Origin of the sequence: Pectobacterium sp. F1-1, assembly GCF_025643735.1 — a bacterium.
Lineage (GTDB): Bacteria > Pseudomonadota > Gammaproteobacteria > Enterobacterales > Enterobacteriaceae > Pectobacterium > Pectobacterium colocasium.
Genome location: NZ_CP104733.1, coordinates 2,009,135 through 2,033,870 on the forward strand (window position 1 = coordinate 2,009,135; position 24,736 = coordinate 2,033,870).

General features: G+C 51.9%; 17 protein-coding genes. 12 read left to right on the top strand and 5 right to left on the bottom strand.

Features of this window, described 5'->3' with window-relative positions; genetic code table 11:
• Window positions 1-33: 33 nt before the first annotated feature.
• The 4 genes from NAL19_RS08835 (at window position 34) to NAL19_RS08850 (ending at window position 3,675) form a co-directional block, all read left to right on the top strand.
• The gene (locus NAL19_RS08835; RefSeq protein WP_005967647.1) at window positions 34-216 is read left to right on the top strand and encodes a Trm112 family protein; all 183 of its coding nucleotides are present in this window, start codon (window positions 34-36) and stop codon (window positions 214-216) included.
• Window positions 213-965, top strand: a complete 753-nt coding sequence (kdsB, locus tag NAL19_RS08840) for a 3-deoxy-manno-octulosonate cytidylyltransferase (RefSeq protein WP_263059452.1) — start codon at window positions 213-215, stop codon at window positions 963-965. Before NAL19_RS08835 ends, kdsB begins: the two co-directional genes overlap by 4 nt.
• Before the next feature lie 302 nt (window positions 966-1,267).
• Window positions 1,268-2,581, top strand: coding sequence for a pectate lyase PelN (pelN, locus tag NAL19_RS08845; protein WP_263059453.1), 1,314 nt, complete (start codon window positions 1,268-1,270; stop codon window positions 2,579-2,581).
• A 200-nt stretch (window positions 2,582-2,781) separates the two neighbouring features.
• Entirely contained in the window at window positions 2,782-3,675 is an 894-nt protein-coding gene (locus NAL19_RS08850; RefSeq protein ID WP_263059454.1) for a YcbJ family phosphotransferase, read from the top strand.
• Here the strand turns inward: NAL19_RS08850 and elyC are convergent.
• Window positions 3,627-4,475: an envelope biogenesis factor ElyC gene (elyC, locus tag NAL19_RS08855; RefSeq protein ID WP_225087865.1), complete on the bottom strand. Its 849-nt coding sequence runs from the start codon at window positions 4,473-4,475 to the stop codon at window positions 3,627-3,629. The two genes, NAL19_RS08850 and elyC, sit on opposite strands and share 49 nt — an antisense overlap.
• Before the next feature lie 165 nt (window positions 4,476-4,640).
• Here elyC and cmoM point away from each other — a divergent pair, with 165 nt between their 5' ends.
• The 7 genes from cmoM to NAL19_RS08890 all read left to right on the top strand — a co-directional run bounded on the left by cmoM (window position 4,641) and on the right by NAL19_RS08890 (window position 15,695).
• A complete protein-coding gene (gene cmoM / locus NAL19_RS08860; protein WP_225087866.1) occupies window positions 4,641-5,426 on the top strand; it encodes a tRNA uridine 5-oxyacetic acid(34) methyltransferase CmoM in 786 nt (261 codons plus the stop codon).
• Entirely contained in the window at window positions 5,423-6,748 is a 1,326-nt protein-coding gene (mukF, locus tag NAL19_RS08865; RefSeq protein WP_225087867.1) for a chromosome partition protein MukF, read from the top strand. The genes cmoM and mukF overlap by 4 nt, the downstream gene beginning before the upstream one ends.
• The gene (gene mukE, locus NAL19_RS08870; protein WP_205542236.1) at window positions 6,729-7,451 is read left to right on the top strand and encodes a chromosome partition protein MukE; all 723 of its coding nucleotides are present in this window, start codon (window positions 6,729-6,731) and stop codon (window positions 7,449-7,451) included. Before mukF ends, mukE begins: the two co-directional genes overlap by 20 nt.
• A 51-nt stretch (window positions 7,452-7,502) precedes the next feature.
• Window positions 7,503-11,942 carry a chromosome partition protein MukB gene (gene mukB, locus NAL19_RS08875; protein WP_263059455.1) on the top strand — a complete coding sequence of 1,480 codons (4,440 nt, stop codon included), beginning with the start codon at window positions 7,503-7,505 and terminating at the stop codon, window positions 11,940-11,942.
• A 551-nt stretch (window positions 11,943-12,493) separates the two neighbouring features.
• Window positions 12,494-14,233: a L,D-transpeptidase gene (ldtD, locus tag NAL19_RS08880; protein ID WP_263059456.1), complete on the top strand. Its 1,740-nt coding sequence runs from the start codon at window positions 12,494-12,496 to the stop codon at window positions 14,231-14,233.
• Window positions 14,234-14,418: 185 nt separating this feature from the next.
• Window positions 14,419-14,967, top strand: a complete 549-nt coding sequence (locus NAL19_RS08885) for a YcbK family protein (protein ID WP_263059457.1) — start codon at window positions 14,419-14,421, stop codon at window positions 14,965-14,967.
• Window positions 14,968-15,047: 80 nt separating this feature from the next.
• Complete coding sequence (locus NAL19_RS08890; RefSeq protein WP_263059458.1) at window positions 15,048-15,695, top strand: MBL fold metallo-hydrolase; 648 nt, start codon at window positions 15,048-15,050, stop codon at window positions 15,693-15,695.
• 79 nt (window positions 15,696-15,774) lie between these two features.
• Here the strand turns inward: NAL19_RS08890 and NAL19_RS08895 are convergent, their stop codons facing one another.
• The 4 genes from NAL19_RS08895 to pncB all read right to left on the bottom strand — a co-directional run bounded on the left by NAL19_RS08895 (window position 15,775) and on the right by pncB (window position 21,746).
• The gene (locus NAL19_RS08895; RefSeq protein WP_225087872.1) at window positions 15,775-16,965 is read right to left on the bottom strand and encodes an amino acid aminotransferase; all 1,191 of its coding nucleotides are present in this window, start codon (window positions 16,963-16,965) and stop codon (window positions 15,775-15,777) included.
• A 319-nt stretch (window positions 16,966-17,284) separates the two neighbouring features.
• The gene (locus NAL19_RS08900) at window positions 17,285-18,388 is read right to left on the bottom strand and encodes a porin (RefSeq protein WP_284144956.1); all 1,104 of its coding nucleotides are present in this window, start codon (window positions 18,386-18,388) and stop codon (window positions 17,285-17,287) included.
• 295 nt (window positions 18,389-18,683) lie between these two features.
• Window positions 18,684-20,084, bottom strand: a complete 1,401-nt coding sequence (gene asnS, locus NAL19_RS08905) for an asparagine--tRNA ligase (protein ID WP_102116306.1) — start codon at window positions 20,082-20,084, stop codon at window positions 18,684-18,686.
• Window positions 20,085-20,540: 456 nt separating this feature from the next.
• Window positions 20,541-21,746, bottom strand: coding sequence for a nicotinate phosphoribosyltransferase (gene pncB / locus NAL19_RS08910; protein ID WP_225087873.1), 1,206 nt, complete (start codon window positions 21,744-21,746; stop codon window positions 20,541-20,543).
• Window positions 21,747-21,969: 223 nt separating this feature from the next.
• Here pncB and pepN point away from each other — a divergent pair, with 223 nt between their 5' ends.
• Window positions 21,970-24,585: an aminopeptidase N gene (pepN, locus tag NAL19_RS08915; protein ID WP_225087874.1), complete on the top strand. Its 2,616-nt coding sequence runs from the start codon at window positions 21,970-21,972 to the stop codon at window positions 24,583-24,585.
• The last annotated feature ends 151 nt before the right edge of the window (window positions 24,586-24,736 follow it).

Sequence of the window (24,736 nt, forward strand, 5' to 3'; positions counted from 1 at the left end):
GCCGATCATCGATCGGCCAAAGATGGAGGAAGCATGGATCACCGTTTACTTGAGATTGTTGCCTGTCCTGTTTGTAATGGTCGGTTGTATTTTAATAAAGAGAAACTGGAGTTGATATGCAAGGTCGATGGTTTGGCCTATCCGGTTCGTGATGGCATCCCTGTGTTGCTGGAAAATGAGGCGCGTAAACTCGGCGCTGATGAGATAACACAATGACCTTTACCGTGATCATTCCTGCGCGTTTTGCGTCAAGCCGCCTGCCTGGTAAGCCGCTGGCAGACATCAACGGCAAACCGATGGTCGTCCATGTGATGGAGCGAGCGTTGGAATCGGGGGCGCAGCGCGTTATTGTCGCCACTGACCATCCGGATGTTGAAACGGCTGTGCAGCAAGCGGGCGGTGAAGTGTGCCTGACCCGCGCCGATCATAATTCCGGTACAGAGCGTCTGGCTGAAGTCATCGAGCGCTATGGTTTTACCGACGATGACATCATCGTTAACGTTCAAGGCGATGAACCACTCATTCCTTCCGTGATCATTCGCCAGGTGGCCGAGGACCTTGCAGCCAGTAAAGCAGGAATGGCAACGCTGGCGGTGCCGATTGAAACCAGCGAAGAAGCATTCAACCCGAATGCAGTGAAAGTGGTTACCGATGCTGAGGGATACGCGCTGTATTTTTCCCGAGCAACGATCCCTTGGGACAGAGAGCGTTTTGCTCAGTCTAAAGAAACTATTGGCGATCATTTCCTGCGTCATATCGGCATTTATGCCTACCGTGCAGGTTTTGTGCGCCGTTATGTCAGTTGGGCACCGAGCCAACTGGAGCAAATCGAATTACTGGAGCAACTGCGAGTGCTGTGGTACGGCGAGAAGATTCACGTTGCGGTTGCGAAAGCGGTGCCGAGCGTCGGCGTTGATACGCCAGAAGATCTGGCTCGCGTGCGTCACGTCATGGCGAATCAGTAAGATCTATCACGCTATGCTGCGATGAATACGTCATGGGGAATCTATTCTTACCGGAATGGATTTTCTCCATGACGTTTTTTCTTTATACGACATATTATATTTTAAATTATTTAGCACTTATTTAGATAAGTATTCTTAAAAATTCTCAAATTGTATCGCTTTCATATTTCACGGGTGATTTATTTCCCTTCCGAATTGATGAATAGCGAGTGGAACTTTTATTTTCATAGTTAAATGCTACTATCAATTCGCCATGTTTTTTGCATGGTGTTTTTGTTATTTCAACTAAGGACGGTAATGATATGAATGCTAAACGTTATATCGCAAAAATTTTTCTCGGCGGTATGCTGATGGGGGCTGCGGCGAGCAGCAGCGCGGCGGTGTATTACATGGCGCCCAACGGCGATGACGCAAATAATGGCAGTAAAAGCTCCCCCTGGAAAACCATCGATCGTGCGCAGAAAACATTAACTCCCGGCGATCGTCTGTGGATCCGTGGCGGTAAATACGAGTTTACCAAGGGGCTAAACGTTTGTGCCACGCGTACGGATGTGGTGAACGCGATTACGCTGAATAAGAGCGGTACTGAAGGGAAGCGCATTGAGTATTGGGCATACAGTGGCGAAGTGCCCGTGTTTGATTTCAGCCAGATGCAGGATGATTGCCGCGTCAAAGGCTTCAACGTTGTGGCAGATTGGATCTCTCTGAAAGGACTGGAAATAACCGGTGTTCCGCAGCGGAATAACCTTAACCATGAATCCTGGGGGGTATGGATACGGGGTAGCAATAATATATTCGAGCAGTTAAATATTCACCATATTATGGGGACGGGTTTGTTTATCCAGCGTGGGGGATACAATCTGGTATTGAATAGCGACTCTCACCATAATTACGATCCGCTGACATCGAATGGTGCAGGCCAAAGTGGAGATGGATTTGGTGCGCATATTCCGGCTAATCAACCAGGTAATATTTTCCGCGGTTGCCGTGCATGGTCAAACTCGGATGATGGCTTCGATTTAATTAATGCTTATTCTCCAGTGCTGATTGAAAACTCCTGGGCCTGGTCACACGGTTATTTGCCAGGGACGACGCAGTCGCTGCCAGCAGGTAATGGTAATGGTTTTAAAATCGGTGGCTACGGTGGCGTTTATGTGGCAAATGCGGTGAAACATACCGTACGTAACTCGGTTGCGTTTTTAAATAAAGCGGCCGGTTTTTATGCCAATCACCATCCGGTAGCGAACGATTTCTTTAATAACACCGGCTATAAAAATAACCCTAACTTTAATATCCGCGGTATTGATGCAAACGGGAAAGCGATTGGGTTGGGTACGCTGCGCAATAACGTGTCTCATGGGGGTAAAGACCTGTCGTTTTCCGATGGCGCGAATATGCGCTATAACTCATGGGATCTGAAAATTGCGGTATCGGATTCAGATTTCGAGAGCGTTGCCGTAACCGGGTGGGATGCGCCGCGTCAGGCAGATGGCAGCTTACCAGTATTGAAAAGCCTGCATCTTGCAGCGGGTAGCGCGCTGATCAACAAGGGTGGAGATGTCAAACTGCCTTACAAAGGTTCAGCGCCCGATCTGGGCGCTTTTGAACGCGAATAATGGCGGTGTGTTAATTCACTAGGCTGTCACTCACGATGTTCTCTGCTCGTCAGCAGAGAACATCGCTGCAACAACTCCGGCAGGGCGCGTTCTCTACCGTCATTGATCCCCTTTTATTTGATCTACGTTGAAGTATTTGTCTTCTGCTCGCCGCATCATGGTGGGTGGAGTCATTTGACTCAACGGAGGTATAGCTGTTTATGGAACAGTTGAAATCGGAGCTCAGTACGGTGTTGGGGGAAAGCCTCAGCCGGCTTGAGTGCATAAGCGAACAGCCCTATGCGGACCTGTATGCCTTATATGATAAAGAAGGTAACGCCATCCCTTTGTTGGCTAAGAGCTATATTTGCCAGGGGGTAGCGCAGCAGGAGGCCTACAAACTCTCGATGCTGGCGCGTGAGGGGGATGTCCGTTTACCCACCGTTTACGGGCTGGTGTTGACGCAACAGCAGCCTTATCGGGAACTGTTGCTAATTGAGCGCTTACGCGGCGTGTCGGTGGAGGCGCCACCAAGAAGCGGTCAGCGCTGGACGTTGTTGATGGAGCAAATTGTTGAGAGCGTATTGGCCTGGCACCGCATTGATAGTCATGGTTGCGTCGGTTCTGTCGATAGCACACAGGACAACGATTGGGTGAGCTGGTATCAACAGCGTGTGGAAGTCCTGTGGTCGACATTGCTGAATGTCAGTGCGCCACAGTTGACGCAACAGGATCGAAGCGTGCTTTATCGCTCTCGTCAATGTCTGGCGATGCTGTTTGAAGATTTCGAGGATGGCTGTGTGCTGGTACACGGTAATCTTTCACTGCGCAGTATGTTGAAGGATGCGCGTAGCGATCAACTGTTGGCGATGATTAATCCGGGCATGATGTTGTGGGCACCGAGAGAGTATGAACTCTTCCGGCTTTGTGAATCTGGCATGCCAGAACAGTTACTGTATCACTATCTGAAACAGGCACCGGTAGCGGAATCCTTTGTCTACCGGCGCTGGTTGTATGCTATCTGGGAAGCCGTGGCCCGCTATATCCACACGGGGCAACTAGACCGTCAGCTCTTTGATGTGGCTTCCCGTGAGCTGTCCCCTTGGCTGGAATGAGCCTGCGGTTGTTCGGCGTTGTGCGGTGGTATTGACGTTCCTTTCAGCGATTGCCATAGGCGACCCAGCGTTTCATACCAGGCGCGTTCGCTGTGCGATAAATAATACGCGGATGGAAAAATCTTCTCCCACGGGTTGAGCGCGGACGTGATCGCCATCTGATTCGCCGGAGCCGGAATGGGCGCAAGCCCCTGAGCCTGGAAGAATCGTATGGCGCGAGGCAGGTGGTTGGCCGAGGTCACCAGCAAGAAAGGGCGATCGCCAACAATCTTCGCGGTTTCCGCCGCTTCTTCTTCCGTATCCCTTGGCGTATCCAGAATAATGATGTCCTGCTGCGGAATCCCCAGACTTTCAGCTACCAGCGCCGCGGTTTTCGCACTGCTGACAGGGTTGCCCTGCGCCGCCCCACCGGTAAAAATCAATTTTGCGCCGGGGTTGGCATGATACAGGCGAACGCCTTCCGTTACGCGCGGGAGGCTATTGCTGATAAGGTTGGAACTGGGCGCCCATTCCGCGTTATAGGTATACCCCCCGCCTAGCACGACGATATAGTCGGCTTTGCTCGCTTGCGGCGTTTGCCGCCAGGTTGGATAGTGTGATTCCAGTGGTAGCAACAGCCTATCGGCGACAGGTTGCAGGCTGAGCAGAATCAGCGCCAGCCAACTGACGAGTATTATCGTTCTTCCCGTACGCTGCCGTTGGGTAAACCAGAGCAGCAGCAGGCCAACACCCATCAGAAGCAAGAGCAATGGCAGAGGCTGCAGAAGGCCGCCGACGAACTTTTTGAGTGCGAAAAGCATAAAATTGCATTCCTTTTGAGTGAAAAAACCGCATCCGGGAAGATATCATGCGGTAAGGCCATTTATTCTAAGCCAGCCTGTGCCAAAATGGCAGGCTGGAAAAATCGCATCGTGCAGACATGTGCTGCACGAAAGCCCCGTTTATATGATGCGGAACAATGACTGATGCAGGATCGCAATTTTAACGATATCGCCGAAAAATTTGCTCAGAATATCTATGGCACAACGAAGGGGAAACTTCGGCTGGCGGTATTGTGGCAGGATCTTAGCGATCTTTTGACCCAGCTTCCAGCACGACCATTACGCATCCTTGATGCGGGAGGCGGTGAAGGTCAAATGGCGTGTCGGCTGGCGGCTTTAGGACATCAGGTATTGTTGTGCGATGTTTCCGATGAGATGATTCAGCGCGCCAAAAGTGCGGCAGCGGCGCAGGGCGTCGACCATAATATGCGTTTTGTGCAGTGTGCCGCACAGGATATCGCGCAATATATGGAAAGCCCTGCCGATCTGATATTGTTCCACGCGGTGCTGGAGTGGGTTGCGCAACCGCAGCAGATGCTGAAAATATTGTATGATTGCCTGTCGCCGGGTGGCGCGCTGTCTTTGATGTTTTATAACCATCATGGGCTGTTGATGCGTAACATGGTGCTGGGCAATTTTGATTATGTTCAGGCCGGAATGCCGAAGAACAAACGGCGCTCGCTATCGCCAGATCACCCGCTGGATCCGCAAGCCGTGTACGGCTGGCTTGATGAAATGGGGCTGACCATTAGCGGAAAAACTGGCGTGCGTGTGTTTCATGACTACCTACAGAATAAGCAGCAGCAAATTGATAAATTTGACGACATTCTGGAGCTCGAGCAGCGGTATTGTCGGCAAGAGCCTTTTGTGAGTTTGGGCCGTTATATCCATGTCATGGCGCATAAACCCCATTTGAAGGATGCATTATGAGTGATTTTTCCCAGACTGTACCCGAACTGGTCGCCTGGGCACGAAAAAACGATTTCTCCATTTCCCTCCCTACTGAACGTCTGGCGTTTTTGATGGCGATCGCCACGCTTAACGGCGAACGCATGGATGGTGAAATGAGTGAAGGGGAGCTGATTGATGCCTTCCGCCATGTGAGTCAGGGATTTGATCAGACGAACGAAACCATTACTATCCGCGCCAATAACGCGATTAACGATCTGGTACGCCAACGGTTGCTGAACCGCTTTACCAGCGAACAGGCGGAAGGTAATGCGATTTATCGTCTGACGCCGCTGGGGATCGGCATTACCGATTATTACATTCGGCAGCGTGAGTTCTCGACGCTACGGCTTTCCATGCAGCTCTCTATTGTTGCGCAGGAGTTGAGTCGAGCGGCCGATGCGGCGGAAGAAGGCGGCGATGAGTTTCACTGGCATCGCAACGTGTTTGCGCCGCTGAAATATTCCGTAGCTGAAATTTTTGACAGTATCGACCTGTCACAGCGCGTAATGGATGAGCAGCAGCAGGGCGTGAAAGACGATATCGCGGCGCTGTTAAATCAGGACTGGCGGGCAGCGATCAGCAGCTGTGAACAACTGCTGACGGAAACGTCGTCTACGCTGCGTGAATTGCAGGACACGCTGGAAGCCGCTGGTGACAAGTTGCAGGCGAGCCTGTTGAGCATTCAGGATGCGATTATGAATAATCAGCATAACCTGGAGTTTGTCGACAAGCTGGTGTTCGACTTGCAAAACAAACTCGATCGCATTGTGAGCTGGGGACAGCAGACGATAGATCTGTGGATTGGTTATGACCGCCACGTACATAAGTTTATCCGTACCGCGATTGATATGGATAAAAACCGCGTCTTTGCTCAACGCCTGCGTCAGTCGGTGCAGAGCTATTTTGATAGCCCCTGGGCGCTGACGTTCGCCAATGCGGATCGTCTGTTGGATATGCGTGACGAAGAACTGACGCTGCGTAGTGAAGAAGTCACCGGTGAACTGCCGCCGGAGCTGGAATATGAAGAGTTTAGTGAAATGCGCGAGCAACTGATCGCGCTGGTTGAGCAGGCGCTGCATAAATATAAAGCGCAACAGATTCCGCTGGATTTGGGGGAAGTGATGCGTGAATACCTCGCGCAGCATCCTCGCTCGCGGCATTTTGATGTTGCCCGAATCGTGGTCGACCAGGCAGTACGCCTGGGCGTAGCCGAAGCTGATTTCACCGGATTACCTGCATTGTGGCGGGCAATCAATGATTACGGAGCCAAGGTGCAGGCCCATGTCATCGACAAATATTGAACAATTTATGCCAGTGAAGCTGGCAACCGCGCTGTCGAATAACCTCTTTCCTGCGCTGGACAGCCAATTGCGCGCCGGGCGTCATATTGGCATTGAAGAGCTGGAGAACCACGTCTTTCTGATGGATTTCCAGGAAGTGCTGGAGGAATTCTACAGCCGCTACAACGTGGAGCTGATTCGCGCGCCGGAAGGTTTTTTCTATCTGCGTCCGCGTTCCACTACGCTGATCTCGCGTTCGGTGCTGTCCGAGCTGGATATGATGGTAGGGAAAATTCTCTGCTATCTCTACCTTAGCCCAGAGCGGTTAGCGCACGAAGGCATTTTCAGCCAGCAGGAACTGTATGAAGAGCTGCTGAGTCTGGCAGATGAAAGCAAGCTGTTGAAGCTGGTTAACCAGCGCTCTACCGGTTCCGATCTGGATCGCCAAAAGCTACAGGAAAAAGTCAGAACCTCGCTGAACCGTTTACGTCGGCTAGGCATGATCTACTTTATGGGCAATGACAGCAGCAAATTCAGAATTACCGAGTCGGTGTTCCGCTTCGGCGCTGATGTACGCAGCGGCGATGATGCCCGCGAAGCGCAGTTGCGCATGATTCGTGATGGTGAAGCGATGCCTGTTGAAGGTAGTTTGTCGCTGAAAGATGACAGCGACGATAACGATCGCACCGATGATACCGCGCCAGAAACGGGCGAGGATGAATAAGAGCGTATCCCATTCCTATTGGGGTAGGTTCTGTGTTGAGGATGAACAGGAATGATTGAACGCGGTAAATTTCGCTCACTAACGCTGGTCAACTGGAACGGCTTTTTCGCCCGCACCTTCGATCTGGATGAACTGGTTACCACGCTATCCGGTGGTAACGGTGCCGGGAAATCCACCACGATGGCCGCCTTTATTACGGCGCTGATCCCTGACCTGACGCTGCTGCACTTCAGAAACACCACCGAAGCCGGTGCCACCAGCGGCTCACGCGATAAAGGTCTGCACGGTAAATTGCGTGCGGGCGTCTGCTACTCGACGCTGGATGTCGTTAACTCGCGCCATCAACGCGTACTGGTTGGGGTTCGCCTCCAGCAGGTTGCGGGGCGTGACCGCAAAGTCGATATCAAACCTTTCACCATTCAGGGATTACCGACGGCGATACAGCCGACACAAATTCTGACGCAGGTAGTCGGCGATCGTCAGGCGCGCGTGCTGTCATTGCAAGAGCTGAAAGATCGCGTCGAGGAGATGGAAGGCGTTCAGTTCAAACAGTTTAACTCCATTACCGACTATCACTCGCTGATGTTCGATTTAGGCGTGGTGCCGCGTCGCCTGCGTTCTGCTTCCGATCGCAGCAAGTTCTATCGCCTGATCGAAGCCTCGTTGTACGGTGGGATCTCCAGCGCGATTACTCGCTCGCTGCGTGACTACCTGCTGCCGGAAAACAGCGGCGTGCGTAAAGCGTTTCAGGATATGGAAGCCGCGCTGCGTGAAAACCGCATGACGCTGGAAGCGATTCGCGTCACCCAGTCCGATCGCGATCTGTTTAAACACCTGATCTCTGAAGCGACGTCCTATGTTGCCGCTGACTACATGCGGCACGCCAATGAGCGTCGTATTCATCTGGATGGCGCGCTGGAATTGCGCCGCGATCTGTTCTCCAGCCGTAAGCAACTGTCGAGCGAACAGTATCGTCATGTGGAAATGGCGCGGGAACTGGCGGAACAGAGCGGTGCGGAAGGCGATCTGGAAACGGATTATCAGGCGGCCAGCGACCACCTGAATCTGGTGCAAACCGCGATGCGCCAACAGGAAAAAATCGAGCGTTATAACGCCGATCTGGAAGAATTGAGCTACCGCCTTGAAGAGCAGAACGAGGTGGTGGAAGAGGCGCGAGAGCAGCAGGCGGAGAACGAAGAGCGTGCCGATGCTGCCGAGCTGGAAGTGGATGAGCTGAAAAGCCAGCTTGCCGATTATCAGCAGGCGCTGGACGTACAGCAAACCCGTGCTATTCAGTACCAGCAGGCACAGCAGGCGTTGGAACGCGCCCGCACGCTGTGCCAGTTGCCGGATTTAACGGCGGATAACGCGGACGAATGGCTGGATAGCTATCAGGCGAAAGAGCAGGAAGCGACAGAAATTCTGCTGATGCTGGAGCAGAAACTGAGTGTGGCGGATGCGGCGCACGGCCAGTTTGAGCAAGCCTATCAGCTGGTTAGCAAGATTGCCGGTGCCGTTAATCGCAACGAGGCGTGGCAGGTCGCGCGCGATTTGCTGCGCGACAGTTCTTCGCAACGTTATCAGGCGGAGCGGGTACAGCCGCTGCGGATGCGACTGTCTGAGCTGGAGCAACGCCTGCGTGAACAACAGGATGCTGAGCGGCTATTGCAGGATTTCAGCAAACGTAACGGTCAGGATTATCAACCGGAAGAGCTGGAATCACTCCAGCAAGAGCTTGATGCCCGCATTGAAACCCTGTCATCACTGGTGGCGGAAGCGGGTGAGCGCCGCATGGCGCTGCGTCAGGAACTGGAGCAAATCCAGCAGCGCATTCAGAAATTGACGGTACGTGCGCCAGTCTGGCTGGCGGCACAGGAAATGCTGACGCAACTGAGCGAGCAAAGCGGCGAAACGTTTGAAGATAGCCGTCAGGTGACGGAATTCATGCAGCAGTTGCTGGAGCGTGAACGTGAAACTACGGTTGAGCGTGATGACATCGCTACCCGCAAACGGCAAATTGAAGCGCAGATTGAGCGGCTGAGCCAGCCCGGTGGTTCCGAAGATCCGCGCCTGAATGCGCTGGCGGAACGCTTTGGTGGGGTGCTGCTGTCTGAAATTTATGATGATGTCACGTTGGATGATGCGCCGTACTTCTCGGCGCTTTATGGCCCCTCTCGCCATGCCATTGTGGTCGCCGATCTCTCGCTAGTACGTGAACAGCTTGCTGGCCTGGAAGACTGCCCGGAAGATCTGTATCTGATCGAAGGCGACCCGCAGTCGTTTGATGACAGCGTGTTTGCCGTTGAAGAATTGGAACGTGCCGTGGTGGTAAAAGTCGCGGAGCGCCAATGGCGTTACTCGCGCTTCCCGGAAGTGCCGCTGTTTGGCCGCGCCGCGCGAGAAATGCGCCTGGAAAGCCTGCGTGATGAGCGAGAAGCACTGGCCGAACAGTATGCGACGCTGTCGTTTGACGTGCAGAAAACGCAGCGCTTGCACCAGTCCTTCAGCCGTTTCATCGGTACGCATCTGGCTGTCGTTTTTGATGAAGATCCCGAAGCGGAAATTCGTACGCTCAGTTCCCGCCGCGGCGAGCTGGATCGCGCCATTGCCAACTTTGACGGCGAGAACCAGCAGCAGCGCCAGCAGTATGATCAAGCGAAAGAGGCCAGCGCACAGCTGAATAAACTGATTCCGCGTATTAGCTTGCTTTGCGACGAGACGTTGCAGGATCGCGTGGAAGAGATTCGTGCCGAGCTGGATGAAACCGAAGAATCTGCCCGGTTCATTCAACAGCATGGGGCGACGCTGGCTAAGCTGGAACCGCTGGTTTCTGTCTTACAAAGCGACCCGCAGCAGCATGAGCAGTTGCAGGAAGATTATACTCTGGCACAGAACGCACAGCGGCAGGCAAAACAGCAGGCATTTGCGCTGACTGAAGTGGTACAGCGTCGTGCGCATTTCAGCTATGCCGATTCGGCTGGCATGCTGGGTGAAAATGCCGGCCTGAATGACAAACTGCGCCATCGTCTGGAACTGGCTGAGGCGGAACGGACAAAAGCGCGCGAACAGCTCCGCCAGCATCAGGCACAGCTGACGCAGTACAGCCAGGTTCAGGCGTCGCTGAAAAGTTCTTACGATGCCAAGCAGGATATGCTGAAGGAGCTGACGCAAGAGCTTCAGGATATCGGCGTACGTGCGGATGCCGACGCCGAAGAACGTGCCCGCCAGCGCCGTGATGAACTGCATGCGGCATTAAGCACTAACCGTTCGCGGCGTAACCAGTTGGAAAAACAGATTACGTTCTGTGAAGCCGAAATGGACAGCTTGCAGAAGAAACTGCGCAAGCTGGAGCGTGATTATCACCAGATGCGCGAGCAGGTTGTCACCGCGAAAGCCGGTTGGTGTGCGGTCATGCGTTTGGTGAAAGATAACGGCGTCGAACGCCGCCTACACCGCCGCGAGTTGGCGTATATGGAAGGCGATGAATTACGTTCCATGTCGGATAAGGCGCTGGGTGCGCTGCGTCTGGCGGTGGCGGATAACGAACATCTGCGTGATGTGCTGCGGCTTTCGGAAGATCCGAAGCGACCAGAGCGCAAAATCCAGTTCTACATTGCCGTTTACCAGCATCTGCGCGAGCGTATCCGTCAGGATATTATCCGCACTGATGATCCGGTAGAAGCGATTGAGCAGATGGAGATTGAACTTAATCGTCTGACTGAAGAGCTGACGGCGCGTGAGCAGATGCTGGCAATCAGCTCACGCAGCGTGGCAAACATCATCCGTAAAACGATCCAGCGTGAGCAGAACCGCATTCGGATGCTGAATCAGGGGCTGCAAGCGGTGGCGTTTGGTCAGGTGAAGAGTGTTCGTCTCAACGTCAACGTGCGGGAAACGCATACTACGCTGCTTAATGTGTTGTCCGAACAGCAGGAAATGCATCAGGATCTGTTTAACAGCAATCGCCTGACCTTCTCGGAAGCGTTGGCAAAACTGTATCAGCGCCTGAATCCTGAAATTGATATGGGACAGCGCACGCCGCAAACGATCGGTGAAGAGCTGCTGGACTACCGAAACTACCTTGAAATGGAAGTTGAGGTAAACCGTGGCGCGGATGGTTGGCTGCGAGCGGAAAGTGGGGCGCTGTCTACCGGGGAAGCGATTGGTACCGGGATGTCAATTCTGGTCATGGTCGTGCAGAGCTGGGAAGAAGAGTCTAAGCGCCTGCGTGGTAAAGATATTATTCCATGCCGTCTGCTCTTCCTCGATGAGGCGGCACGTCTGGATGCCAAATCGATTGCCACGCTATTCGAGCTTTGCGATCGTCTGGAGATGCAGTTGGTTATCGCAGCACCGGAAAATATCAGCCCCGAAAAAGGGACGACGTATAAGTTGGTGCGTAAAGTCTACCAAAATAACGAGCACGTCCATGTGGTCGGGCTGCGTGGTTTTGGCGCAGACGCGCCTGAGACGCAAGAGCAAGCCTCGTAGTGAAGCGCAATAACGTTTATCGTTGCCAACGTGGCAGCACTTTTCCTCTATAATGATAAAGCCGCTTTTTTAAGCGGCTTTATTTTTTTCATAAAAACCTACGTAAAGAAAATGCTGCCAGCGAATAGGTGCATCAAACTCGTAAGATAATAACCAGAAGAAGAAGCAAAAATATTTTTCTCTTTATATACTGACGATAAAACGAGTGCAGGCTGTAGAAGGATTTGCGGTTGTATATTGTACCGTTGCGACCATGAATAGCGGGCGCTATATAAAAAACGATCATCTTTCATTCTTTATCGTTTTCTACAATAGGAAACGAAAAAATGAGCTTACGCCAGTGCGAGCGAATTCGGTTTGTTATTTCCATGTTCAATGTGGATTGTCGTAAAAGCATATACCCTAAATAATTCGAGTTGGGTGAAGGCGGCAACCGAGCGAATCCCCAGGAGCTTACACAGGTAAGTGACTGGGGTGAGTAAGGGCGGCCAACGCACAAGCAGCTTAAAGTATGACGGGTATAGTGATTAATAAGTACAGGGGATAAATGGATGTTGTTGTTACATAAACGAAAAATGGTCAGGCTGCTGTTGCGCGTGGGTTGTATTTGGGTCGGAAGCCTGTCTCCTTCGTTTTCGGTGCTGGCAGCATCTCCGACGGTGGTATCTGGCTTAGCACAAAGCTCAGGCGTGGTGTCCGTCGAAAATAGTCGTGCAGGGCTTCTGTCAGCGCTGCCGCACGGTATGACGTTACATTATCTCTCTGATTTATCATCGCTTTATGCCCAACATCAGATGCAACCGATGTGGGCGGATAACCGCGCGGTACAACAGTTTCAACAGCAGCTTGCTGAAGTAGCGATCGCGGGCGTACAACCGCAGTTCACCACGTGGGTGACCTGGCTGACCGATCCGCAATTGACCGGGTTTGCGCGTGATGCTGTTTTATCCGATGCGATGCTGGGCTATTTGCAGTTCGTCTCTGGCGTCGAACGCAACGGCAATGACTGGTTGTACAGCAGTGTGCCTTATCGTTTGCAATCGCCAGCAATCAATATTGTGTCTCAGTGGCAACAGGCCGTTAAATCCGGTACCAGCGCCGCCTATGTGGTTTCGCTGGCACCGCAGCACTCGCAGTACGCCAAAATGCATGAGGCGCTGAAAACGATGCTGACGGATAATCGTCCGTGGCCGAGCCTGAATATGACGGAGTCTCTGCGTCCGGAACAACAGAGCCGGGAGCTGGCGGTACTGCGTGAAATTCTGCAACGTACCGGTATGCTGTCGTCAACGGAGAGTATTACGCTGTTTAACGAAAATGCCGCCGCGACAACGGTAGCGAACGTGCAGGCTCCGCTGGCCTATAGCGATGCGGCGGATGGCGATCTCTACTCGGGAGAACTGGTTGAGGCGGTGAAACGTTTCCAGCATTGGCAAGGGCTGGAGGACGACGGCGTCATTGGTAAGCGTACGCGTGATTGGCTCAATGTGTCCCCGCAAATGCGTGCGACGCTGCTGGCGCTGAATATTCAGCGTCTGCGCCTGCTGCCGGATAATGTGCACACCGGGATTATGGTGAATATCCCCAATTATTCGCTGATCTATTATCAGGATGGTGCTGAGCGTTTATCGTCGCGTGTCATTGTTGGGCAACCTAAGCGTAAGACGCCGTTGATGAGCAGCTCGCTGTATAACGTGGTGGTCAATCCGCCGTGGAATGTCCCGACGACGCTGATTCGACAGGATATCATTCCTAAAGTGGTGCGCGACCCCGGTTACCTACAGCGGCATGGTTATACGGTGTTGTCCGGCTGGAGTCAGGATGCAGAAGTGATTGATCCCTCAATGATCGATTGGCAAGTTGTGTCACCAGAGCGCTTCCCTTATCGCCTGCGTCAGGCACCTGGGGCGAATAACTCTCTGGGACGTTATAAATTCAATATGCCAAATTCGGAAGCCATTTATCTGCACGACACGCCTAATCACAATCTGTTCCAACGTGATATTCGGGCGCTGAGCTCCGGCTGCGTTCGGGTCAATAAGGCATCGGAATTGGCTAGCATGCTATTGCAGGATGCGGGATGGAATAATAGTCGTATTTCTTCCACCTTGGATCAGGGGAATACCACCTTTGTTTCAATGAAACACCGGATTCCAGTCAATCTCTATTATCTGACGGCGTGGGTAGCGGAAGATGGCAGGCCGCAGTTCCGCACAGATATTTACAATTATGATGATACTGCCCGAGCCGGGACGAAAGTGCTCTCCAGAGCCGGGCTGTTGCTTCAGTAAGTATTGAAAATACGGACATTAGTGGTATTGATATTTTATCGTTTTGCGGGGGATCGATGCGATCTCCCGCAAACCCGTAAGCAAAGCGGGTTGACTCACTTTTCTCTGGCAGTTAAGGTTCAAGGCGGTGCGTTTTGCGCCCCCTTTTATACTTATTACCGTTTTTTAGCCAGGGTACTTGTTCTATGGATCACATTGACAATCATCGCCGTAAGTGGCTTGCACTGGGTGGTGCCGCGTTGGGCATCGCACTGCTTCCCGGTCAGGCATTTGCAACGTTATCTACGCCCCGACCACGAATTTTGACGCTGGACAATCTGAATACCGGAGAACGGCTAAAAACGGAATTTTTTGATGGTAAACGGTATAACAAATCAGAACTCTCCCGCCTGAATCACTTTTTCCGCGATTATCGCGCCAATAAAGTCAAAACGATTGACCCCCAGCTTTTCGATCAGCTTTATCGTTTACAGGTTATGCTGGGCACCAATAAGCCCGTACAGCTGATTTCCGGTTATCGCGCGATAGATACGAATAATGAATTACGTGCGCATAGCAAGGGTGTGGCAAAGCAGAGTTACCACACGAAAGGGCAGGCGATGGATTTCCATATTGAAGGCGTTCAACTGGCTAACATTCGTAAAGCAGCGATGAAGATGCGTGCAGGTGGGGTGGGCTACTACCCACGTAGCGATTTCGTTCACATCGATACCGGCCCCGTCCGTACCTGGTAATTCGCTATGCAGCGCTACACTTTTTTGATTCGGCTCGCGAAGACATCGCGAGCCGCTCAGTTTATTCAACATGGAGTGATATGAAATATCAAATTGTCCCAGTGACGGCATTTAGCCAGAACTGCACGTTGTTATGGTGTGAAAAAACGAATGAAGCGGCGATTGTCGATCCCGGTGGTGATGCAGAGAAAATTAAACGTGCCGTTGCGGATGCAGGGATTTCGGTTAAACAGATTCTGTTAACGCACGGTCATTTGGATCATGTGGGCGCGGCTGCCGAATTGGCTGAACACTATCAGGTCGCGATTATTGGCCCGCAGATTGAAGATGCCTTCTGGCTGGAAGGGTTACCTGCACAAAGCCGGATGTTTGGTCTGGAAGAGTGTGCACCGCTGACGCCATCACGTTGGTTACAGGAAGGGGATGAAGTGACGGTGGGAGAGACAACGCTGGCAGTTTTTCATTGCCCTGGTCATACCCCCGGCCATATTGTTTTCTTTGATGCGGAATCGCGTCTGGCACAGGTGGGCGATGTTATTTTCAATGGCGGCGTGGGTCGTACCGATTTCCCACAGGGGAATCATCAGGCGCTGATTGCGTCTATCAAAAATAAACTGCTACCGCTGGGTGACGATGTGACGTTTATTCCAGGGCACGGCCCGATGTCAACGTTAGGACATGAGCGCAAAACCAATCCTTTTCTGCGGGAAGATGCCGCGATTTGGTAGTTTCAGCTCCCTCTATCAGTAAGAGGGTAGAAATGAAAAAGCCGACACACTGTGTCGGCTTTTTTGATCGCTAAATGCATCAGAGTACGGCAACAATCGCTTCGCAGAGCGGTGCCATGTTTTCCGGCGTCATTCCCGCAACGTTGATACGGCCAGAGTTCACCGCATAAACGCCGAATTCGTCACGCAGACGCAGAACCTGCTCTTTAGTCAAACCGCTGAATGAGAACATTCCATTCTGGTCGATGATGAAGGAGAAATCCTGCTGCGCGCCTTTTTCCTGCAAGGTGTTCACGAACAGCTGACGCATGCGTTGGATGCGCTCACGCATCGCCGTCAATTCCTGCTCCCAAATGGTCTTCAGGGCGTCGTTGCCCAGAATGGTCGCTACAACGGTCGCACCGTGTGACGGAGGGTTAGAGTAGTTTGCGCGAATAGCGGCTTTCACCTGGCTGAATGCTTTATCTGCCGTTGCGGCATCGGCAGCAACCAGCGTACAGGCACCGACGCGCTCATTGTACAAACCGAAGTTTTTAGAGTACGAACTGCATACGATCAGCTCATCGTGCTGCGCGGCGAAGAGTCGCAGGCCTTCAGCATCTTCTTCCAGACCGCGGGCAAAGCCCTGATAGGCGAAGTCAAACAGCGGCAACCAGCCTTTCGCTACTGACAGTTCAGCCAGCGTAGCCCATTGCTCAGCGGTAGGGTCGATACCGGTTGGGTTATGGCAACAGCCGTGGAACAGCACCACGTCACCCGCTTGGGCAGCGTTCAGGCTGTTTAGCAAGCCATCAAAATCCAGCGCGTGGTTCGCTGCATCGTAGTAGTCATACTGGCACACTTCCAAACCGACGGCAGAGAAGACGTTGTTGTGGTTTGGCCAGGTTGGGTTGCTGATCCAAATGCGTTTTGCAGACGTCTGATTGGCAATGAAATCGGCTGCTACGCGCAACGCGCCGGTTCCGCCTGGGGTTTGCGCTGTACGGGCACGTTTGTCTGCAATGATGGCGTTCTGCTTGCCAAACAATAGCTCCTGCGTGCGCTGACCGAATGCTGGCAGACCGTCAATGCCCAGATAATTTTTGGTGGTTTCATTTTCCAGCAGATACTGTTCTGCTTTTTTGACGCTGGTCAGAACCGGCGTTTTGCCGGTTTCATCTTTATAGACACCAATACCCAGATTGATTTTATTCGCGCGGTCATCGGCGCGGAAAAGATCGGTCAGCCCGAGAATAGGATCGGCCGGTGCGGCAGAGATATTTTCAAACATTGCCAGAATGTTCCATAACTGAGATGAAATAAGAATTCTCAGAGTACCGTCAGTAAAAGGCTTTGCCAACCGTTGATGTCAAAAAGAAAGGGAAATAACAGGGAGGAGGAAAGAGACGAAATAAAAGACTGGCTAGACGAGAATAATTGGCGCAGCGTGGCGTAAAGCTGGAACCAAAAAAACGCGGTAAGCGTTTTTCAACATTGCTAGTGAGGACACCGAAGGAGGGTTATCTGGCACTCAATAAAAAAGACAGAACCGAAGCTCTGTCTTTTCATGCAAGACGAACGATTAACTCGTTACGTTATGCGATGCCAACTTAGAACTGGTAAGTCAGGCCAAGAGCAACTTTATCGTCGTCGTTGATGCCGTAAACATTGTCAGACTTGATCAGGTTGATGTCGTATTCAGTGTAAACAGACATGTTTTTGTTGAATGCATAGGTTGCACCCAAGCTAACATATTTATTGATATAGTCATTCACACTAGCTGCGCCGTTAGATGATTTTGCCTTAGCTTGAACGTAGCCCAGAGAAGGTGTCAGACCAAAATCAAAATTGTATTGAGCGACGGCTTCAAAAATTTCAGTTTTGTCAGCGAATGTGTCGATTGTACCGCCGGTAACCGGGATATCTTCAATGAAACTGACATTGCGGTACTCGCCATATGTTGCTGCTAAATAGATGCTGTTTGCATCATATTTCAGGCCAGTAGCCCAAGCTTCTGCTTTTTTACCTTTACCTGTAATGGTAGCATTTTGATCAGCAGTACGGTTAATTGCAGCGTAAGAACCAACAACACCTAAACCGATATCTGATGTGTAAGAGGAAGAAATACCCCAGCCGTCGCCATTCTGACGAGACAGTTTACGAGTGTTACCTTCGTTCAAGGTATCAGAATCGTTTTTACCTTGGTATTGAACAGCAAAATTCCAACCATCAACCAGACCGAAGAAATTAGCGTTACGGTAAGTAGCAACACCAGTAGAACGGCCAGTCAGGAAGTTATCGGAGTTAGACTGATCGCCACCCCATTCAGGAAGAACGTCAGTATAAGCGATACCATCGTATGCAATGCCCAGATTACGGCCATAATCGAAAGAACCGTAATCAGCGAATTTCAGGCCGGCAAACGCATAACGCGTTCTGGTGCTTTGCCCTTCTTCTTTGTTGCCCGCAAATTGCGCTTCATAACGACCAAAGCCAGTCAAGCCACTCGCGATTTGAGTTTCACCCTTGAAGCCCAGACGAGCATAGGTGTCATCACCATTGTTATTCTTGTCATCAGAAAACAGGTGTTTAGCAGTAACTTTACCAGTCAGATCCAGCTTGTTGCCGTCTTTGTTATAAACTTCTGCTGCGTTGGCGGTGCCCGCGACTAACAGAGCTGGGATTACTACTGCAAGAATGTTGCGTTTCATCATTATTACCCTCATTGGTGTTATTTAGACACCTGCCACTGCCATAAATAATTCTTTACGGAACTATTCCTGAAAGTTTGGTGTCTTCCTGTGTCTGAACGCAGTTTTCCATTCACACGTCCGTTAATCCACCCTAAAGATGCTACAAACTTCGTAATCACGTAATAAATGGAAATAATGTGTGTCTAAATGTAAATTTCAGGGAACTTTGTGAGACATAACAAAAATTAAAAAAAAAGAGCCGGAAAACCCGACTCTTCTTTTCTACATATTTGTTTTACTTATATTAAATTTTTATTTAGAAACTGGCGTTCCTCGGTGTGCGCGGGAAAGGAATCACATCGCGCACATTTTGTACACCGGTAACATAGGCAATCAGTCGTTCAAAACCTAAACCGAAACCGGAATGGGGAATGGTGCCGTAACGACGTAAATCGCGATACCACCAGTAGTCTTCTTTATTCAGACCCATCTCTTCCAGACGGCTATCCAACTGCGCCAGACGCTCTTCACGCTGAGAGCCGCCGATGATTTCACCGATGCCCGGTGCCAGAACATCCATCGCGGCAACGGTTTTACCGTCGTCATTCATACGCATATAGAAAGCTTTGATGTCTTTCGGGTAGTTTTTAACCACAACCGGTGCTTTGAAGTGCTGCTCCGCCAGATAACGCTCATGTTCGGAGGAGAGGTCAACACCCCAGTAAACCGGGTTCTCGAACTGTTTTCCGCAGTTCAGCAGGATTTCGACGGCATCGGTGTAATCCACCTGAGCGAAATCGGAGCTGACGAATTTTTCCAGACGGGTGATAGCTTCTTTATCGACGCGCTCGGCAAAGAACGCCATATCATCGGCACGCTCGTTCAGTACGGCCTGGAAAACATATTTCAGCAGGTTTTCAGCCAGACCGGCTACATCATCCAGCGTGGCGAAAGCAACTTCCGGTTCGATCATCCAAAACTCAGCCAGATGGCGGCTGGTGTTTGAGTTTTCCGCGCGGAACGTTGGGCCAAAGGTGTACACATTGGACAGCGCACAGGCGTAAGTTTCGCCATTCAACTGGCCAGATACGGTCAGGAACGCTTCTTTGCCGAAGAAATCTTCGCTGAAATCCACTTTGCCTTGTTCAGTACGCGGCAGATTTTCCAGATCGAGGGTAGAAACGCGGAACATTTCACCCGCACCTTCGGTATCGGATGCGGTAATCAGCGGGGTAGATACCCAGAAGTAGCCGTTCTCATGGAAGAAACGGTGAATGGCCTGTGCCAGCGTATGGCGAACGCGCGCAACGGCACCGATCAGGTTGGTGCGTGGACGCAAATGCGCCACTTCACGCAGGTATTCGATACTGTGACGCTTTGCCGCCATCGGGTAAGTATCGGGATCGTCAACCCAGCCGACGACGTTGACGTGGGTGGCTTGCAGCTCGAAGCTCTGTCCTTCACCCGGAGAGGCGACGACGTTACCGGTGATTTCTACGGAGCAACCGGTGGTCAGGCGCAGTACGTCATCCTGATAATTGGAGAGATTATTATTAACGACAGCCTGTAACGGATTAAAGCAGGAGCCGTCATAAACGGCGATAAAGGAGATACCGGCTTTAGAATCTCTCCGGGTACGTACCCAGCCGCGCACGGTGACTTCGCTGTCAACGGCGACACGGCCTTGCAGTACATCGACTACAGGCACTACGCTCATAAAATTCTCTCTTTAATTAATCGTGTTTAAGAAATATATCGTGGTTAAAACGCCAAATGGCCCAATCCGAGCCATTTGCTATGTTACTTGCGATGCAACAGGACACAAGCAGAAATCACCGGAATGGCGCGAAGTTTTCGCGTATCACAGTGAATCTGCTGCAAAGTTGGTCAAATACCCGTCATACTTCAAGTTGCATGTGCGTTGGCTACGCTACTCGGCACACTAACGTGTACCTCGCCCCGTTGGGGCCGCTGCAAGCAGCGTTCAAATCTGCCTCTGGCAGATTTGTCAGTCACCCGAATCACTTACTTAAGTAAGCTCGTCGGGATTCCCTCTCTTGCCGCGTTACGATGCTCATAAATGAGCATCGCCCTAAAGGGCTAACGCTTCGCGTTATTCAAAACGAACTCGTTTTGTCCTGAAACTCGAATTATTTAGGGTATATGGGAAAGCTTAACTGGCCTTTTTCACACGAGGCAGGTCAAACGCTTTGCGTAACTCACACACGAAGTTCTGATCCTGGCAGATGGTTTTACCCGGGCTATCGGAGAGCTTTGCCACCGGTTTGCCGTTGCATTCCACCAGTTTGATGACGATATTCAGCGGTTTCACGCCGGGGATATCGCATGTCAGGCGCGTGCCGATACCAAACACCAGATTCACGCGTTGCCCGAAATGACGGTACAGCGTCAGCGCTTTATCCAGATTCAGATTGTCGGAGAAGACCAGCGTTTTGCTCATTGGGTCGATATTCAGGCGCTGATAATGTGCAATGGCTTTCTCTCCCCAATCGACCGGATCGCCGGAATCGTGACGCAGCCCCTGATAGGCTTCAGCGAACGGCAAATCGAAATCACGCAGGAAGGCGTCCATGGTGATGCAGTCGGTTAATGCGATGCCTAAATGCGAGGGATATTCATGCAGCCACATTTGCAGTGCGGCGCGCTGGCTGTTGGCCAGTGTTGGGCTGATTTGCTGATGAGCCTGAAACCACTCGTGCGCCTGTGTGCCGACCGGTGTGATACCCAAACGGCGTGCCAGATCGTAATTACTGGTGCCGATGAGGTAAGGGAAATCAGCTTGCAGTGCCGTCACAATCGTCTGCTGGACATCACGAGAGAAACGCCGACGCGTGCCGAAATCCATCAGCTTGAAGCGACTGAGATCCACATCCGCGCTGTTTTGGCGGAAGCTCTCCAGCGAGGCGGAGAGTCGGGCGAGAGCCTGCTCGGTTGTGACGTCGGGCGAGCGATGCCGATGCACGACTTCACTGATGACCGCCAACAGGGGAACTTCCCACAAAATCACTTCACGCCACGGTCCGGTGATGCGGATATCCAGCTTGCCAGCGTTATTCTTGATCGAAACCTGCCGCGGATTAAAGCGAAAGCCTCGCAGCCAGTGCAGGTAATCCGGCTTAAAGAACGGCAGAGAAGAAAGATAGGTAAACTCGTCATCACTTAATGACAAGAAGCGCATCAGATCGACCTGATGGGCTATTTCGTCGGCGTAAACGCCTAATAACTCATCACCGCGGCAGCGAAATTCAGCTGCAACGTCAACATCATAATAGTGATGATACACCGCCTGTTGCATGTGCAGCTTGTAGGCGTCGGTATCCAGCAATGCGTGTAGAATCGGGGAAGTGTGCAAAGTCATAATGCGTTACAGCATCCTCGTAAGATGCATATCCACCATCGGGACAATCAGCAATGTCCGGCCAGTATACCTTGATTATCCGTTTATTACATTACGACAACATAGCGAGACGTGCGGGCGCGAACCACGGTACGATGATTATCCTCATTATTTTGTCGTGGTAACATTAAGATAACAGGCTTAGACTTGATCTTTGATGCTTATGACGAGGTGGAAACTTTATATGAATCAACAGCCGCAAATAAAATATCGCCATGACTACCGTGCGCCGGATTATACCATTACCGATATTGCACTGGATTTCGATCTCCATGCCGAGAAAACGCGCGTAAAAGCCGTGAGTCAGGTGGTGTTGCAAGGGGAGGCTGGCGCGCCGTTGAAGCTGGATGGGGAAGGGCTGGTTCTGATCGGGCTGAGCGTTGATGGGCAGCCGTGGACACATTATCAGCAGCAGGACGATGGCCTGATCCTGACGCAACTCCCTGCGCGTTTTACGCTCAGCATCGAAACGGAAATCAATCCCATCGCCAATAGCGCGCTGGAAGGGCTATATCAATCCGGTGAAGCCCTGTGTACGCAGTGTGAGGCCGAAGGTTTCCGTCATATTACCTACTATCTTGACCGGCCGGATGTGCTGGCAAAATTCACTACGCGCATTACGGCGGATAAAGCACGCTATCCTTATTTACTCTCTAACGGCAACCGCATGGCGCAAGGGGAGCTGGAAGGCGGCCGCCATTGGATTGAGTGGCAGGATCCATTCCCGAAACCGGCCTACCTGTTCGCGCTGGTTGCCGGCGATTTTGATGTCCTTCAGGATCGTTTCACGACACGTTCTGGCCGTGATGTGGCGTTGGAGCTGTACGTTGACCGTGGCAATCTCGATCGTGCCGGCTGGGCGATGACTTCGTTGAAGAATGCGATGAAGTGGGACGAAGAGCGCTTTGGCCTGGAATACGATCTCGACATTTATATGATCGTTGCTGTTGATTTCTTCAACATGGGGGCGATGGAAAATAAAGGGCTGAACGTATTCAACTCTAAATACGTGCTGGCCAAGGCAGAAACTGCGACGGATAAAGATTATCTGAACATTGAAGCGGTGATCGGCCATGAATATTTCCACAACTGGACGGGTAACCGCGTGACCTGCCGCGACTGGTTCCAGCTTAGCCTGAAAGAAGGGCTGACGGTGTTCCGCGATCAGGAGTTCAGTTCCGATCTGGGATCGCGTCCGGTGAATCGTATTGATAATGTGCGTGTCATGCGCGGCGCGCAGTTTGCCGAAGATGCCAGCCCGATGTCGCATCCGATTCGTCCCGATCAGGTGATCGAGATGAATAACTTCTACACGCTGACGGTCTATGAAAAGGGATCGGAAGTGATCCGCATGATGCACACCTTATTAGGTGAAGACGGTTTCCAGGCAGGTATTCGTCTGTATTTTGAGCGTCATGACGGCAGTGCGGCAACCTGTGATGACTTTGTGCAGGCAATGGAAGACGCCTCCGGTGTCGATCTCACGCAGTTCCGCCGTTGGTACAGCCAGTCAGGTACGCCGGTGCTGACCGTGCGTGATGACTACGATCCGCAGACGCAACAATATCTGCTGAGCGTGAGCCAAATGACGCCCGTTGGTGCCGATAAACAAGCCAAACTGCCGCTGCACATTCCGCTGGATATCGAACTGTACGATCCGCAAGGGCAGGTGATTCCGTTACAGAAAGACGGCCAACTGCTGGCGTCGGTGCTTAATGTCACCGAATCCGAGCAAACGTTCATTTTCGATCAGGTGCCTTGCCGTCCGATTCCTTCTTTATTACGTGAGTTTTCTGCGCCAGTAAAACTGAACTATGCCTGGAGCGATGAACAGCTGACGTTCCTGATGCGTCATGCGAGCAATGCGTTCTCACGGTGGGATGCAGCACAGAGCCTGTTGGCTAACTATATCCGTCTGAACGTTTCCCGTTATCAGCAGAAGCAGCCGCTTTCCGTGCCGATGCATGTCGTCGATGCTTTCCGTGGCGTACTGCTGGATGAAAAACTGGATCCGATGCTGGCCTCTCAGATTCTGACATTACCAAGCGAAAATGAGATTGCCGAGCTGTTTGACGTCATCGATCCGACGGCGATCGCCGCTGTACGTGAGAGCATGACGCGCACAATAGCGAAAGAGATGGCGGATGAGTGGCTGGCGGTGTATCACGCCAATCAGGCACCACAGTATCGCATCGAGCACGCGGATATGGGTAAACGTGCGCTGCGCAACGTCTGCCTGCATTATCTGGCATTTAGCGATGAAGCGCAGGCGAATAAACTGGTGCAGGCGCAGTTCCGTCAGGCGGATAACATGACTGATTCGCTGGCCGCGCTGTCGGCGGCGGTTGAGGCACAGTTGCCAGTGCGTGATGAATTGCTGACGCAGTTTGACAACCGCTGGCATCAGGATGGTTTGGTTATGGATAAATGGTTTGTGCTGCAAGCCACTAGCCCGGCCGCCGATGTGCTGACCCGCGTGCGTGAGTTGCTGCAACACCGTTCATTTAGCCTGAATAACCCTAACCGTCTTCGTTCGCTGGTAGGGGCGTTTGCGGCCGCTAATCCGTCGGCTTTCCATGCTGAAGACGGCAGTGGTTATCGCTTCCTGACGGAGATTCTGAGCGATCTGAACACCCGCAATCCGCAGGTCGCGGCTCGGGTGATCGAACCGTTGATCCGCCTGAAACGCTATGATGCTAAACGTCAGGCGCAAATGCGTCAGGCGCTGGAGCAACTGAAGACGTTGGAAAATCTGTCCGGTGATTTGTTCGAGAAAATCAGCAAGGCACTGCAAGACTAATCCTGCCACGCTATTAGCACAGCCACACGCGGTATCCTGCCGGGTGTGGCATTCTCTCTTATGCCATTTCTCACTTCCGCAAACGTTTTACTTTCCGCAGAGATGGCACTACCATCACCGACCGTGAATTCATAATCTTAGATTGTGACGA